This is a genomic window from Paenibacillus sp. UMB4589-SE434 (assembly GCF_030226685.1).
Taxonomy (GTDB): Bacteria; Bacillota; Bacilli; order Paenibacillales; family Paenibacillaceae; genus Paenibacillus_B.
The window spans coordinates 187,944-203,429 of the sequence record NZ_JASOYK010000007.1; the positions used below are offsets into that span (position 1 = coordinate 187,944).

14 protein-coding genes are annotated in these 15,486 nt (G+C 45.5%); 2 read left to right on the forward strand and 12 right to left on the reverse strand.

Annotated elements, in window-relative coordinates:
• Positions 1-23 precede the first annotated feature (23 nt).
• The 11 genes from QP775_RS20835 to QP775_RS20885 form a co-directional block, all read right to left on the reverse strand.
• A complete protein-coding gene (locus QP775_RS20835) occupies positions 24-1,886 on the reverse strand; it encodes a HEAT repeat domain-containing protein (protein ID WP_285108802.1) in 1,863 nt (620 codons plus the stop codon).
• A 13-nt stretch (positions 1,887-1,899) separates the two neighbouring features.
• Entirely contained in the window at positions 1,900-3,339 is a 1,440-nt protein-coding gene (locus QP775_RS20840) for an SWIM zinc finger family protein (protein WP_285108803.1), read from the reverse strand.
• A 323-nt stretch (positions 3,340-3,662) separates the two neighbouring features.
• Entirely contained in the window at positions 3,663-4,538 is an 876-nt protein-coding gene (locus tag QP775_RS20845) for a radical SAM/SPASM domain-containing protein (protein WP_285108804.1), read from the reverse strand.
• A 214-nt stretch (positions 4,539-4,752) separates the two neighbouring features.
• Positions 4,753-5,508, reverse strand: coding sequence for a class I SAM-dependent methyltransferase (locus QP775_RS20850; RefSeq protein WP_285108805.1), 756 nt, complete (start codon positions 5,506-5,508; stop codon positions 4,753-4,755).
• Between the two features lie 292 nt (positions 5,509-5,800).
• Positions 5,801-6,232, reverse strand: a complete 432-nt coding sequence (locus QP775_RS20855) for an NUDIX domain-containing protein (RefSeq protein ID WP_285108806.1) — start codon at positions 6,230-6,232, stop codon at positions 5,801-5,803.
• Positions 6,233-6,378: 146 nt separating this feature from the next.
• Positions 6,379-6,978 (reverse strand): response regulator transcription factor, encoded by a 600-nt coding sequence (locus QP775_RS20860; RefSeq protein WP_239331536.1) that lies wholly within the window; start codon positions 6,976-6,978, stop codon positions 6,379-6,381.
• Positions 6,975-8,111 (reverse strand): sensor histidine kinase, encoded by a 1,137-nt coding sequence (locus tag QP775_RS20865; protein WP_285108807.1) that lies wholly within the window; start codon positions 8,109-8,111, stop codon positions 6,975-6,977. The genes QP775_RS20860 and QP775_RS20865 overlap by 4 nt, the downstream gene beginning before the upstream one ends.
• A gap of 83 nt (positions 8,112-8,194) precedes the next feature.
• Positions 8,195-9,250 (reverse strand): Delta(5) desaturase DesA, encoded by a 1,056-nt coding sequence (gene desA, locus QP775_RS20870; protein ID WP_285108808.1) that lies wholly within the window; start codon positions 9,248-9,250, stop codon positions 8,195-8,197.
• Positions 9,251-9,532: 282 nt separating this feature from the next.
• Positions 9,533-9,973 carry an OsmC family protein gene (locus QP775_RS20875; protein ID WP_285108809.1) on the reverse strand — a complete coding sequence of 147 codons (441 nt, stop codon included), beginning with the start codon at positions 9,971-9,973 and terminating at the stop codon, positions 9,533-9,535.
• 111 nt (positions 9,974-10,084) lie between these two features.
• A complete protein-coding gene (locus tag QP775_RS20880; RefSeq protein WP_285108810.1) occupies positions 10,085-10,453 on the reverse strand; it encodes a hypothetical protein in 369 nt (122 codons plus the stop codon).
• A gap of 79 nt (positions 10,454-10,532) precedes the next feature.
• The gene (locus QP775_RS20885) at positions 10,533-11,543 is read right to left on the reverse strand and encodes a matrixin family metalloprotease (RefSeq protein ID WP_285108811.1); all 1,011 of its coding nucleotides are present in this window, start codon (positions 11,541-11,543) and stop codon (positions 10,533-10,535) included.
• 265 nt (positions 11,544-11,808) lie between these two features.
• On the opposite strand from QP775_RS20885, the gene QP775_RS20890 reads away from it, so the two are divergent.
• A complete protein-coding gene (locus QP775_RS20890) occupies positions 11,809-13,746 on the forward strand; it encodes a S8 family serine peptidase (RefSeq protein ID WP_285108812.1) in 1,938 nt (645 codons plus the stop codon).
• Positions 13,747-13,859: 113 nt separating this feature from the next.
• Here QP775_RS20890 and QP775_RS20895 read toward each other — a convergent pair whose 3' ends face one another.
• Entirely contained in the window at positions 13,860-14,165 is a 306-nt protein-coding gene (locus QP775_RS20895; protein WP_483312036.1) for a DUF2087 domain-containing protein, read from the reverse strand.
• Between the two features lie 254 nt (positions 14,166-14,419).
• On the opposite strand from QP775_RS20895, the gene QP775_RS20900 reads away from it, so the two are divergent.
• A complete protein-coding gene (locus QP775_RS20900; protein ID WP_285108813.1) occupies positions 14,420-15,391 on the forward strand; it encodes an ABC transporter substrate-binding protein in 972 nt (323 codons plus the stop codon).
• Positions 15,392-15,486 lie beyond the last annotated feature (95 nt).

A 15,486-nucleotide genomic window follows, 5' to 3' on the forward strand; every position in this document is an offset into this window, starting at 1 on the left:
CAATTCGCTATCGCCCGCAAACACTATACGGGCTTGCCTGCATTAACCCCTGTGCCGTCCGCCTGCATCATTCGCAGTACATACTCCAGCTGGCTGCCTGCTGTATACCGGTAGTTAGGCGCAACAGCAGCTAACCGCTCTTGATACGTTGCTGGAAGCTGACACAGCTGCTCCCATACGTTCCATTCAAATACGTAACCCATTTTATTCCTCTTATGCTCCAAAAGGGTCATTAACGCTTCATGACGAACATGCTCATCAACCTCAGCACGCTCGAGCCCAGCCAGTAACAGTCCTGCAGTGGAAGTACTGAAACCTGCGTGCTCCGTTAACTGCTGCAGCATAAATTGCTGACAAGCCTTGTGTCCAGGGGACGCAAACGCACATACCAACTCGGTTGCTCCTTGTTCCATAAGCCACTCAAGCCACCGGTTATCCCATTGCGCTGCCATCTGCTCCAAAGGTATTAACTCAGCCGCAAACAGCGTTGATTGCTCATGCTGTGCCCCCCACAACGTAGGGCAATGTTTATATCCTCGCTCGATAACCAGTCCTTCTACAACACTGAACAACTGCTGCTTTCTTTTGTTGGTTTCTTTATTAGTAGCAATCTTCCATTTATTACGCATCGATTCAACGTATTGATCAAACAATTCAGCAGGAGACAACTGCTGGAATGCAGCGCGGAACGCATGTGGTACATAACGTGCATTGTTCTGCTCCAATTGTTGCAGCAGCTGCAGCGCTTCCTCTGTGTTTTCTTGACTCAGGTAGCTCGCCGCATAATCAATAAGCTCCATCCATCCTAATGAAATAAAGAAAGCATATTGTTCTACTGTATATTTATAGCGTGCATACAATTCCTCGCTGCGCTTTTCGTCCAGTCCTGTGAGATAATGCTGAATTCTCGCCCACAATACCTCAATCTTCTTTTTGTCATCCTTAAGTTCCACTGCTCTATGTAGCTCCACACCAAGATCGTTGACCAGCTTCACTATCAGCTGACTTGAAGCACACTTGGCGGATGCTTCAGCAGCCAGCTCAATGTCCTTGCCGGAAAAAGCCTCATGCAGACGCGCTGCCGCCGTGTCCGTTCCCATCTCAGCCAAAGCAAAGTAAGCTGCTTCGCGGATCGACTTCTTTTTGTCTTTGGACCACTCCAGCAAAGACGACTCATAACGCTGATGCTTAGCTAATGCTCCGATCCCCGCTATGCGAACATCGTCTGACCCCGACTCGGCCGCTTGATAGATAAGATCAAGCACATCCTCGCCACCGACCTGACCAATAACTTTCAGCTTTCTCGCTTCCAACTTACCGCCCATGGCATCGAAACTCTCTACTAAATGCGGTACAATCTGCTCGCCATAACCTGGCAGCACATGCTTCATCGTATAGTCTACAATGTCCGTATAAGGATCTTGTAACGCGTTGATCGCTAATCTCATCAATCGCAAGTCCTGAAACATGCCCTCTTCAAATGCATGTACAATAATCTCATGTCGTCCACTTCCCGTCGTCGTTAACGCCCGCTCCACATCAGCCAGCTTGCGGTAAGGCAAAAAGGTCGTTAAGCTCGTCGGGCGACTGTGCAGTTGGCCAAGCTCCCCACTCACCGCTGTGGAGCCCTGCGTACGAAGCACGGACTCCAGTAACAGCGTTACGTCCTGCAAGCATTCAGCAGGACTATGCTGGAGTGAATCCGTAGGCTCCACAAGAGCTGTGATGCCTTCGGCAAGGCGCTTGAAGACAGGCGCACGCTCTCCAAGCTGTTGAAATTGGGGCAGCATGCGTTTCAAGCGGAAGTCCCCTGCCGCTAGATCACTGCCTGCAATATACAGCCGACGTAATTCTTGATGAAGCTCTTGCAACAGCGCTGTGCTCATGTTCTTCAGCCTCCTAATATAATAGTCGGATCATATCCGCGCCTTTGATAATGGTTAACGGTTGTGCAACGAGTCTACCTGAACCCATATGATACTCGAACACAACCAGCATCGTTGCATCCGACAATTGTTCAGCTGGAATATAAGGTAGCAGCTCTACTGATCCTTGATTTGTCGGAGTGATATCCTCCAGCGCCAGATGATGCCCTGCCTGATCGACAATGGCATAGTGGCCTTGCTCATTCTGAAGAACCTCCGACACATGCAGAAGCATCACCGGATTCCGGTCACTTAACGGATTTTTAAGTTGGTTCTTCACCAACTTAATTGCTTCCGCAAAAGATCGCTGCCCAAGCTTCGATAGCGACTCTATCTCTTGCAGCTCCATACGTCGCGGAATCATGTCCTCCCAACGAACGCGGCGGTTCATTTCACCGGGATATGTATATAGAGCGGATACCTGTACAGCATCAAAGTAGCTGTCTTCTTCCTTCATATGCTTTAACGCCTTATAAGGGCGGTATTGGATTGTTCTATGAATGTCTCCACTTGATAGTTCCAGCCAATAACCCAAATCCACAAGCTCCTGTCTTGCCTGATCATCATAACTGAAATATGCAAGCTGTACGAGTTCAACCTGTTCCCTCATCAGCCCACACGCTTTCAGTTGGTCCAACTGCCACGCATGGCCAAGCCACTCCTCGATTGTCGACTCGTGATCCAGCGCGAGATCAGGATCAGCAAGCTTGGCCGTTAAGTGTGCTCGACCTTTCCTCACAAGCGCATGGATTAGTGTCAACTGTTCCATCGCGTACGTGTAAAGCTCATCTTGTTCACTTGCTTGCTTGAGCAGTAAAGATAATTGACGCAGCTCAATCTGAGCACCAGTCAAATAATAATTGCCCATTTGCTTGACATGCTCATCGATCGTCTTGAGCACTTTCTTGTCTATAGTCGCCAATCCTCCACGTATGAGCGAAAGCGCGAGCTTCTCCAACAGTTCCAGTCCATCCAATTGCGCTTGGATCTTCTTCTTTAATGCTGATTTATTTACTTTCTTGGGCTTCGTCTCAATGCCTTCAGCCGCTTGCTTTGTCTTCTGCTCTTCACGTTTCTCCGCCTTCTCCCGCTTCGAAAGGATGTCTTCTGGAACTTCGGCTTCCAAGAATTCCGCTCCCCCAGCATAGGCGTATAACAGCCCAAGGGCATGTTTGCAAGGCAGCTGTCTGCTCGGACAGGAGCAGCGCAGCACTGGCTTCTCTGGATGAATAAAATCTGCCGAGCACTGATAATTGGATTTACCGCTACCTGAACATTCACCAAACAGCAAAGTCGCGTCCTGCGAGCGATTAAATCTCACGAAGCTGCGTTTCTTCACGAGTCCCTGCGCATTCTTGATGGCAGAGCTGTTGGGTGCCAACGAATCAATATAGGATTCTGTAATCTCGATCAACATTTATCGCTCCTATCTGTCATTCCCCGTATAAGTGTCCTGCACTATTAAAATGATACCTAAACGACTATCCACAACATACCAACTAAAGTCCTATTTAACAGTTATCGATATACACCTGACATGATATGTTCATATTCCATTTGCTATCTATCCCGCATCGCCGAGCTCTCAACATAGAGGAAACCCGCAGGACATAACAAAAAACAGCCCCATCATCATTCGATTTGAGCTGTTTTTAATAGTTAAATCATTGGCATGGTACCATCCATGATTGGTTAATAACTGTAAATTGTAGACAATGTTAGGCAGCAAACCGCAGCTTATGTTCCAAATCTCTTTCTATAACCGCACTTTCGGCATAATTCCTCGACAGCCTCACGCCGCGAGAAACCATAAAACAAATTGTTCGCCCGCTCGCTCTCTACGATCTCGGAGAATGGATCATTGTGAACGTTGCCTAAATTAATAACACCTTCTCCATCCAGACAACACGGCACAACGGTTCCGTCCACGAGAATCGCCGCCTGACTGCGAAGCGCATGACAGAAACCTTTGCCATCATCCTCAGGGGCACTCAGGCTAGGCCATTCAAACTCATGGTCCTGATTCAAATAGACGTTGTCAGCAATCTTCAAGCCGCTGCCGCGTATCACTTTTTCCTCTATTTTATAATCAAGGTTAAACTCTTGCTCCAGAATTTCCAGCGTCTCGCGATTGCGATTCTTCACTTGATTGGTCACGTTATCTTGATCTAGATTCCAAAGTCTAAACGAAAAGATAACGTTATACTGCTTTGCTTCCCGTACAAATGAAAGGATTTCCTTCAAATACCCGTCGCGATCCTCTGAACCAATATGCCCATCAAAGCTGTGAAGCGAGAAATTCATCTGCCGCAGGGCAGGCTTGCCCAGCAGCTTTTGTCTATTTTTCCGGATCAAAGTACCGTTGGTTGTAATGTTAACTTTAAAGCCCTTTTCATGGCTCGCATCCAGCAGTTCATCCATTTTGGGATGAAGCAAAGGCTCACCCTTGACATGCAAATAGATATAGTCTGTATGTGGCTTTATTTGATCCAATATGTGATTAAAAGTATCCAGCTTAATAAAATTAGCCTTCCTTTCCGTTGGCGGACAGAAAGTGCAGGCCAGGTTACATACGCTTGTAATCTCGATGTATACTTTTTTAAACGTCTTCAATACCTGTTCCCCATTCCATGTTGATCATGTATGTTCTATATATTTATATTTTACAATAAAGTTGGTCGTCAGCCTTATGGCCTTTAATTAACTTAGCAGTTTTGTTGGGAATACGCTACATGAAAATAATAGCCTTCATACAAGCATAAACCACATTAAAAGAGGTGCCTGCATCGCAAGCACCCTTTCCTTAATGCTATTCAGTACACCAACGTTAGCCTCTTCGCTTCGCAGCAATCATGAAACGCTCAGCATTGGTTATAATCCCTTGGGCCGTCATATGATCCGCTACAAATTGTTCAAACACCTCCATATCACCCTTCACTTCACCGAAGTTAGGAATGATTGGTGTATGCGTTAACAGAAATAAGAGATCCTCCGGAGTCTCATAATATTCCGTTGCATAATATTGATCAAATTGAATATCCCGGAAACCAGCAGCACTTAATTCGGCGATATACCCCCTCATTAAAGTTTCTGGCATAGACTCATACGCTTGTCCTCTGCCAAACGCCGCTTTGAGATTGATCTTGTCCCGCTCCCCTACTTGTTGCGTCATAAATAGGCCATCCGGTGCTAATACTCGGGCTACTTCTTCTGCATAAAATCCCGAATGACGGCAGGACACTACGTTATAGAATTCGTTTGGAAACAGCAATTTTTCTGCATCCATCTGCATAAAACGTACATTTGGGATACCCGCTCGGTTTAAGTTTTGAACCGCTGTCTTGATCATGCCTGATGAATGATCAATCCCAACGATCAGTTGAGCGGAGCCGGCTATAGCCAATACAGCTTCTCCGCCGCCCGTTCCAATATCAAGCAAGAAGTCTGATGGTATGCATGCACGAACAACTTCCTGATAGAAATCCCATCCAATACCTTCCGAGGTTAACTTCATCTGAGAGAAGTCCCATCCATTTATGCGGCCTACTTTATCGTAATAAGCAACAGAATCAAAAGCTTTCATCTATAAACACCCTTTCCATAATTAAAACGTGATAATCGCGAAACCGCCCAACCTGTCGTTCATCAGCATAGTTCGTAAGATCAAAAGGGCAGACTCCCCCCTTGATGGCTGGCACGCGTGTTTTTCCAGCCCGAAAACTAGCTACCTCGAACGATACGGTAAGACATCCGCTTCACCCCAAATGGAAAGATTACGTTTATTATAAACCGCTCGAATTCGAACATTCAAGTTAGCGACAGCGATGCTCGTTCGTTTTAGAGCATAGGTATTCTTCCTGTAGCTGATTGATTCCTTACTTTTCGAGGCCGGCTCGCTCCCGCAGCTTTTCTATTGCAGGTACGGTGAAACATGCCAAATTGTCAGGAAGCTGATCAATCGGAAACCAACGGACTGCGCCGATCGCTCCGTCTTTTTCCATATTACAAGCCTCACCGCTTCGAACAATGGTATCATAAATAACGGATACCCAATGTTCCCCATCCTCGGCTCGTATCGTTTCCGCTGTAGTTAATAGGCCCTTCACTTCGATATCCAGGTTTACCTCCTCTTTCACCTCTCGTATAACACAGCTCTCCAAATACTCATACAGATCCACCTTCCCCCCAGGGATACTCCATGTTCCTTTCTCGGGACTCCGGTTTCGCAGCACGAGCAAAATTTCGTTGTTCTCATTTTGAATAACCGCACCTACCCCTAATCGAGGTATATGTATAGTAGATGTCATCCTGTTCTCCTTATTCCTTTCACCAATTCGCTCATCAGTAATAAAATAAGCCTCGTTGTATAACAAAAAGAGGAGCGTCAGCTCCCCGTTATTACTTATCAAGATCATATTACCATATATAAGCCACATCTTCTTCTGATCTCTATTTACTTGAACCAGCCCTTCTCTTTAAAACGGGTAATGGCTTCAATTCGATTTCCTACATTAAGCTTGTCGAGAATAACTGAGATATAATTCCGCACGGTTCCTGTCGTAAGATACAATTGATCCGCAATTTGTTTGGTGTTCTTCCCATCGGCAATCAGACTCAGTACTTCCTTCTCGCGCTCGGTTAATGGATTCTCTTCTCCATAAGCCTCGTCTACCAGTTCTGAAGCATAAATACGTCTACCTGCCATAATGCTTCTGATGGAATCCGCCAGTTCCTCACTTGGGCTGTCTTTTAACAAATAACCATTGGCTCCCGCTTTGAGTGCCCGTTCAAAATAACCAGGCCGTGCAAAAGTTGTTAATATCATCACCTTGCAGCCAAATCCTTTTAATTCCTCGGCTGCATCAAGCCCGCTCTTTCCAGGCATCTCAATATCCATGACACAGATGTCGGGCTTGTGGAGATGCACAAGCTTTACAGCTTCCTCACCGTTGCTTGCCCTGCCGACAACACTCATATCGTCCTCCAGATCAAGCAAGGAAGCGAGCGCTCCAAGCAGCATCCTCTGGTCCTCCGCAATTACGATTCGGATCATGAGCTTCCCTCCTCTTCTGGCTGCTTAAATACGTTTGGTACTTTAATGATAACCGTTGTACCTCTATCTGAATGGATTTCCATACATCCATTTACAAACTCAAGCCGCTCCTTCATGCCCCGCAGCCCGTTCCCTCTCGTATAAGGAGACTCGCTTGCAATGCCGATGCCATTATCCTGCACCTTGACGCACAGCTCAGTCCTTGACGGCTGGATCATAATCGAGCATGTCGAAGCGCTACTATGCTTCACGATATTGGTTACAGCCTCCTTGAGACACATACTGAGTACATTCTCATTTAACAAAGAGGTATTGCTTAGCTTCTCGTCGCCCTCCATCGTAAACTCAATCTCTGCCGCCTTTAAGATTTGCTTGATGCGGAACATCTCATCTTCTAGCCGTGTGCCCCGCATCTGAGTCACCATCTCCCGCACTTCTTTAAGGGCGCTTCTGGCTGTTTGACGGACATCGTTAATTTCCACTTGGGCCTGAGCTGGATTCTTGCTTATTAATTTCCCAGCCAAATCGCTCTTTAAGCCGATCAAAGAAAGCTTCTGACCCAGAGTATCATGCAGATCACGGGCAATTCGTTGACGTTCTTCCAGCTTGACGAGCTCAGAGATCCGCTTATTTGCATCCTCCAGTTGACCTTGAAGTTTGTCCCGCTTGTTACGGTTATAAGTTGTCACAGGAAGTAGAATGACTCCAATCAGACTGACGAGGACAAAAGGCAATTGCGTAATGAGCAGCGAGTTCTTGGTTACAAATCCAACATTAATGGTCACAACCGTCGTAACTAAATGGATAGAATATAGCGTTACAAATCCGATCCAATGCTGAATGTTGCCAATAAAAAACGCCAAAAACAGGGAGAAATAAACGTATCCGAACTGCATCGTCATCGTAACGGAGATGATGATCTGTAAGGAGGTCCAAAAGTAAACAAGCCAACCTTTTGAAACAAAAGAAAGCATGTAGCAGATAAAAAAAGCAACAATCATCACAATCCCGATAACGACCTCATAGGTGGAAGAAGCCCGAAATATAAAATAAAAAGGAAGGATGTAAAAGACGACCCATACGTACGGACTAAGTCCCGTATTACGGTGAAATATTTGATACCATTTCTGCATGCTCGTCTTCCTCCTTCCTTACTCTAAGCTGAATACGTATTTAATTGTATAGTAGCACAAAACGGCTATCTTCTGATCATTCGTTATTCACCCTGCACCTTCGGTCTGCGATTGCTCACTTTATCCGATAAGCGACCAAGCCTGTGTTGGAGCTGTTTTAAATCCTTAAAGCTGACAAACGTCTTGTTCTCCTCATCCCACAACCGGAAGCGCAAAGACTTCAAGCTGGTGCGCAGCGTGATCGTTGTCGCTTTCTGAAGGGGCGGTGTCGCATTATGCGCCTTCTCCAGATTATAGTTAGGCACCTTCGGACTTAAATGGTGAACATGGTGAAACCCGATATTGCCAGTTATCCATTGCAGCAGCTTTGGCAGTTTGTAATAAGAACTGCCTTCTACAGCCGCCTGTACGTAACTCCATTCTTCTTCATGCTCAAAGTAGGAATCCTCAAACTGATGCTGCACGTAGAACAGCCAAATACCAAGTACACCCGACAAGAAAAAGATCGGGCCCTGTACAAGCACAAATGCCTGCCAACCGATTGCCCAAACCAAAATCGTATATAAAGCCACAATAGATACATTCGTTACATAAGTATTGATCCGTTCTTTTCTTCTTGCTCCTTTGTGATTAAAGCGATAAGAGATCAAAAAGATAAAGATCGGGCCCAAACCCAGCATGACAACCGGATTCCGATAGATACGGTAAGCGATACGCGTAAATAAAGGCGCTGCCTTATATTCATCAATGGTCAGCACCCACATATCTCCGGTACCCCGTTTGTCCAGATTACTGCTCGTCGCATGATGGATCGAGTGGCTATTTTTCCATTGCTGATAAGGCACAAGCGTCAATACGCCTGTAATCGTGCCTAATATATCGTTAGCCATACGGCTCTTGAAGAAAGACTGGTGACAACAGTCATGGAATATGATAAATGTACGTATGACAAATCCAGAAGCAAGCACTGCAATTGGAACTGTGAGCCAATAAGATACGGAAAGACTTAAATATGCAGCGTACCAAAGCAGAACCAGAGGTACTAAAGTGTTTATGATCTGCTTAATACTCGACTTCGTATCGATTTGCTCGTAGGGTGCGACATTTTTCTTTAAGTTAGCCAGCTTGGATTGATTCATTTTATCTTTTTCCTCCTACTATAGGGCGCATAGAACGTCTCCGCCGTTCGCACGGCTGTAGATTCCTATTTTCAGTATAGGAAATTCATCTGGTTTGTAGTAGTCATAAACGTCAAGTACGAGACATGACAAATGTCATATAGGAAAATTTCATACAAACCGGATAATGGCACAACATAAGCTGATTCGTATCTCATAATAGCCCACTAAATAGGAAAAGCCCCCATTAGGGGGCTTGCTTATTATTTATAAATGCGAACAGTCTCATGCGGACACATGCCGTTATTCTAATACAATTCGATTCAGCACCAGATTAACTGGATTGCTGATGGAATCTCCTACCGGACAAGTTCGCTCAATAAACTGAACGAATTCCTCTACCTGCTCCAGCGCAGCATTTGACTTCACGTGAATATTGTACCTGATATCCGAGTACCCTCGCCGAACGTCTGATTTGTTCATAAAACCGTCCGTATCCAGGTCCCCTTCCACTTCTACTCGGAATTCCTCCAGTTCAATGTTGAACTTAGGGGCATATACGCGGGCAACAATGGACTGACAGGCTCCCAGCGCACATAATAGTAACTCTACCGGATTCATAGCTGTATCTGTACCGCCTAAGTATTTAGGCTCGTCTAACGTAATTTCGAAATTTCTGGATTGCGCCTTCACGACCATGCCTTCCTGCAGACTTGCAGTTGCTCTAAATGTTTGAACGGGCATATCGCACCTCACTCCCATCTATTTCCTGCAATTATACCACGCTTCAACAATAAAAATAGTCATATTTGTAAATTCACATAAACGTTAACGACAAATACCGCACTGATAATACTAAGGTGCAGCAACCGCTTGAATGTATACCCCTTCCCATGCCTTAATCGCAATCGCCTTACTGCTGGACTCTCCTTTGATTGCATAAAGCTTGGTACCTTCTCGATAGTAGTTGGAATAAGGTTCGGTCAACGTCTCGGTCTCATCCAGAGAGTAACCTGCAATTTCTCCTAGTTCTTCGTCTACTTCCGATAAGGTGACGTCGGTTATTCGGTACGTTTGATGATTCCATCTCACCGAGGGGTAAGGAAAGGAAGCAGCGGATTGCAAACGTGGCTCTAGTGTTGCAGGATCCGCCTTCTTTGCTGTCTCGTTATTCATACAGGCACTGAGAAGGAGAATGGCTAGGATCATAACTAATTTCCTCACGATACATCACCTCAGTATCTTAACGCTCCTTGGTATCCAATTGTTTCAGCTGCGCCGCTATAATTTTACAAATACACGTTTAAAAGTGAAGCTGATTTTGACTAGATATATTGTTAAACTGACCATTTTTGAGAATAAACACACCATCGTCTTCATTAAGAGGCTTATACGTACCATGATCTGATTTGCGCAGGAACAAAACCACTTCCTGATTGGCTTGTAAATAAGTTGTATGCTCAGCATATACATTCAACCTGCCATCGCTTCCACCCATCTGGGCAATCCGGATCTGTGTACCCGCTTGAGACCGGTCTCCCTTCATCACTTGCTTAACTTTAACTTTAGCTTGCGTAACATAAGTATGATACTCCCCTTCTTCATACTTGCTGCCCGCCTCGGCAACCACTCTACCTTGGACGACTAGATCAGCCGCCTTGGCTAACTGCTGCTCGTTTTTATAGTGAACAGCCCAAGACGGATGCAGATATACACCGCTCGCCTTTTGGTTTGAGCTTGTGCCCTCTTGTATTACCCCGTTCATTAATGGATACAAGTTGTTAACAACCGCAAGATCAGAAGCAGAAGGAGACAGCGCACGTGCTCTTGTACCGTCACTGTTAAACGTATAGGGATGCATGATGGAGCTGGTTTCTACAATAGAAGTATGATTCAAACCGAGGGAGTGGCCAATCTCATGACCCGTGACAGCTGCTTTAATAGCTGATGTGTATTTGGCAGTAGAGGTGTAATACGTATTCATTCTTAGTTGCGCATTCGAGATCATTCCATTCGTGACCGTATAATCGGCAATACCGTCCCAATCTACTCTGGAGTCGTTAACATCGTAGGCATAATATTTTGTCGCTGCACCTACAACCGTTGTCAGGCTAAAATGTGAAGCATTTCTCCATTTGGCAGCCCCTTCGTTCCAGGCAGCAGCATCTTTTGAACTCAACGAGACGTTCATCGTATGGATTCTGCTTGGCCATTTCGCGAAAGAAGTAACTGTCGCATATACAGGAGCAGTGCAGATCATGATAGCAAAAGCCCCTAACGCCAATACACTAAGTAAAGACTTTTTTGACTTCATCGAAACCCTCCTAAATAATATGATAGACAAAATCGTATTGATCTTGCCTTCTCTATCATATATAAAATACCATTATTTTACTATAATAAATAATTTAGAAGCATTGTGCTATCTTGAGGATGCTTTGCGTGCTTTTTTCCCCAAGGTGAAAACGCTAGCTATCATCCGCTGAGCCCTTTGTATACGAATACATAGGGCTTGACCAGAAGCGCACGTCCATATATAGTAGCTTTCGACAGCTACTATACGAAAGAGGAGAGAATATATGAAACGTAATCGTATCATCCCCCTCATTATGGCCACCGTATTATTTATGTCCCTATCATCGTTCCATGGCGGCCTTGCTAACGCAGTAGAAGCAGATCCTCCGTCGGCTCCCTTGTCTCCTACATTCAAGTATCCCGAAGAGATTGTCGTCAAGTTTAAGCCGCATGTCGATATACCGTATCAAGATCAAATTGATGCCGAAGTTAAGGCACTTCAAGATCCTTCACTTCATGCCGCGCTTACACAAGTCCCACAATTAAACTTCAGCCGTTTATTTTCCATACTAGATAACAGCTCACAGTCCCTCTTTTCAGCACCAGGAAATCTATCCGTTTTCGAACAATACTATACCGTGTCTATTCCAGACGGTGCTAACATGGACATTCTTCTAAAGCAGTTCAAGGATTCGCCGCTTGTCGAGGAAGCTTACATCAAGCCGCAGCCAGTAATGGCCCCATCTATCCCACTCACACCTAACTCTACACCCGTACAACCTGACGATGATCCTAACTATCCGCTTCAAGGTTATGCCTCTCCCGCTCCATCAGGTATTCATGCGCCTTATGCATGGCAGTTCGAGGGGGGCGATGGCAAAGGTATCAAGTGGGTTGATGTTGAACAAGGCTGGGCGTTTAACCATGAGGACCTGGTCAATCACGCCATTCCCTTGCTGCCTGGCAGCTTAAATGCCTTGTACTTCGGACACGGTACAGCCGTACTCGGACAAGTGTCTGCGGTAGATAATACGATCGGCAATATTGGCCTGGCAAGTAAAGCGCAGCCATTTGCCTCTTCCCAGCACCGCACAAATTATACATACAATACCGCGGAAGCAATCATCGTTGCAGCCAATACGTTATCAGCAGGCGATGTCATCTTGCTTGAGGCACAGACTAGTTATCCTACTGCCTCAGGGTATATCCCGATCGAAGTATATCCTGCGGAATTCGACGCCATTCAATATGCGGTCAATCGCGGTATCACCGTTGTTGAAGCAGCCGGTAACGGCAACGTAGACTTGGATCGGTTCCAAACGGTCGATGGTAAGTACATCCTGAATCCGAATCACCCGGACTTCCGCGATTCAGGTGCGATAATCGTTGGAGCAGCCAGCGCCAGTCTGCCCCATAAACGCATGGGCTTCAGTACGCACGGCAATCGTATCGATGCGTATGCATGGGGATCATGGGATGTGCACACACTCGATGCCGTTGACGCGAACTCTACCACAGGTTACATGAAGGACTTTGCCGGCACATCGGCAGCGTCTCCGATCGTGACAGCATCGGCCATCTCCATGCAAGGGATCGCCAAGGCAACATTTGGCACCCCATACTCACCGGCTGAGCTGCGCAGACTGATAAAGAGTGCTGCGTACAATACACCGACAGCTGACCCGGCTCGCGACAAGATCGGATTCATGCCTAATCTCAGGGAAATGATTAAGAATCTAAAAGCACCCGGCAGCGTGCCGCATGATATCGTTGCTCCGCTCGCACCAACAGGATTAGTGGCAGCAGCTACCGCACAGGACAATGTAACCCTCACATGGAATGCAACCACGGATGATGTGACTTTAGTTGGCTATGATATATTTGTGAATGGGAACCTGCTTCCAAGCGCATGGACATCCAGTACTTCCGCAACCCTTTATTCTCTTAACCCAGGCACAACCTACACGATTACTGTCAAAGCAAGAGACGGAAGCAACAACTTGTCCGAGGCAAGCGCTCCGCTCAGCGTAACTACCGTCAAGAGCAGCATTTGCTCGAATAACGAATGGAATGCTTCCACCGCCTACTTGAATGGGCATCAGGCATCTTATAATGGTGTCCTTTATCAGGCCAAGTGGTGGTCTCAAAATCAACGGCCAGATCAGAACAGCGGCCCATATGCGGTGTGGAGCGTCGTCCAGTCCTGTTCTGCAGTGAACTAGACGCCTTATTTCAGAACAGACCGTAAATGCCTGTCATTCGCACAGGTGTTTACGGTCTGTCTTCTTTTGAAATGACGCATCGCAGCTTTAATCTATAACTATAAAGACGATCCTCACGACAGTGCTTTCCATCGCGCCCACATCTCCCTTGGATTTAACTCGTATACATCATTGTCCCTATACATGAATTGATGCATAATAAACTCCCGGCGAATCGTAGCAAAATCATCATGATATAGTTTAATAAACTCGTTTAACTCCTTTTCTTTGTACTTTCTTCCCTTTTCCAGCTGCGCTGCCATATGATCCAATATAATCAACTTCTTCTTAAGTTGAGCGGGTAAGCTCTTTAATCTGCCTTCAGTCGTGAAGAAATTTCTAATAACGGTATCCTGTACACGTGAAGATTGATTCTCCATGACATCCATCCTCTCCTTCGAATGTATATGACGATAAATCAATGCCTCTGTTGCCAATGCACTAAATCAACCGTAGAGTGACTGCTATCAGCAAAGTCTGCACAAAAGTCATATTTTTTGTCCATTGAGTGCAGGAGCATAATTGTTCTAAGATAGACTAACTGATAAAGATTATCAATAATTGTGTCAATTATGTTTATGATAAGGGGATTAGACAATTCATGAAACGATACTCCAGAAAAAAATTCAATACCTTGACAACTGCATTTCTGCTGCTTGCCCTGCTGCTGGCTGCTTGCAATAATATCGGAGCATCCGATCATTCAAATGAGAAGGTAGGTTCACCGACGACTGCTTCAGAATCTAAAACAAAAACGACGTCCCCCTCTCCCTCTACGCGAGAGTTCACCGATTCGGAGGGAAACCAAGTTCAAGTGCCAGTCAACCCTCAACGGATTGTCCTCAATAGCAATCGTTATGGTGACTTGAAAATATTTGACGTACCCATTGTAGGACTGGATAAACGTTACTATGACAAAACGATATTTCCGGAAGTGGAACAGCTAGAGGATATCGGCTTCCCCATTAATTTGGAAAAGACACTGTCACTGACCCCAGATCTCATTATGCTAGGTGATGTGATGAATGATAAAGAATACGACAATCTTTCTAAAATAGCCCCTACCATCACCTACGATTACACATTATCGATAGCAGATACGGTACGAAACTTCGGGAAATTACTCGGAAAAGAACAAATAGCGGAAAGTTGGATTACGAGCTATGAGCAAAAAGCAAAAAATAGTTGGAACAAGCTGCGACAGGACGGAGTAATCGGTAAAAGTGAAACAGCAACCGCCCTGGTCTTCTTCGGCAATAAGAAGTGGTACGTCATGGGAAGTGCTGGCATAACGAGTACTTTATATCATCCGCTTGGTTTTAAACCTGCTCCCAAAGTACAGGAGATTATCGATGCCGGGCAAGCCTATCCTGAAGTGTCCGCTGAGTTGCTGCATGAATATGTTGGGGATCGCTTATTTGTACTCACGAATGTGGACAAAAACGGACAAGCAGAACTAGAAACCTTTATGAAAAGTCCGATCTGGACCAGTATCCCTGCCGTCAAAAATGGAAAGATGGTCAAAGTGGATTACAAGTGGAATTATGACGATGCAACAACGGCCAACCTGCTGCTGGATGAACTCCCAAATATGCTGATTAAATAACAAATTTCACTATAGAACGAAGCCATTTTCGACTTACCTTGAAAATGGCTTTTTGATATTATACACTTCCGATATATAGTAGCGATAATAATTCT

What these genes read in the sequence shown, in the direction of transcription:
- QP775_RS20885 (WP_285108811.1), bottom strand. Translation starts at nt 11,543, where the DNA reads ATGAAGTCAAAAAAGTCTTTACTTAGTGTATTGGCGTTAGGGGCTTTT.
- QP775_RS20865 (WP_285108807.1), bottom strand. Translation starts at nt 8,111, where the DNA reads ATGCAGAAATGGTATCAAATATTTCACCGTAATACGGGACTTAGTCCG.
- QP775_RS20890 (WP_285108812.1), top strand. Translation starts at nt 11,809, where the DNA reads ATGAAACGTAATCGTATCATCCCCCTCATTATGGCCACCGTATTATTT.
- QP775_RS20875 (WP_285108809.1), bottom strand. Translation starts at nt 9,973, where the DNA reads ATGCCCGTTCAAACATTTAGAGCAACTGCAAGTCTGCAGGAAGGCATG.
- QP775_RS20895 (WP_483312036.1), bottom strand. Translation starts at nt 14,165, where the DNA reads ATGGAGAATCAATCTTCACGTGTACAGGATACCGTTATTAGAAATTTC.
- QP775_RS20850 (WP_285108805.1), bottom strand. Translation starts at nt 5,508, where the DNA reads ATGAAAGCTTTTGATTCTGTTGCTTATTACGATAAAGTAGGCCGCATA.
- QP775_RS20860 (WP_239331536.1), bottom strand. Translation starts at nt 6,978, where the DNA reads ATGATCCGAATCGTAATTGCGGAGGACCAGAGGATGCTGCTTGGAGCG.
- desA (WP_285108808.1), bottom strand. Translation starts at nt 9,250, where the DNA reads ATGAATCAATCCAAGCTGGCTAACTTAAAGAAAAATGTCGCACCCTAC.
- QP775_RS20835 (WP_285108802.1), bottom strand. Translation starts at nt 1,886, where the DNA reads ATGAGCACAGCGCTGTTGCAAGAGCTTCATCAAGAATTACGTCGGCTG.
- QP775_RS20855 (WP_285108806.1), bottom strand. Translation starts at nt 6,232, where the DNA reads ATGACATCTACTATACATATACCTCGATTAGGGGTAGGTGCGGTTATT.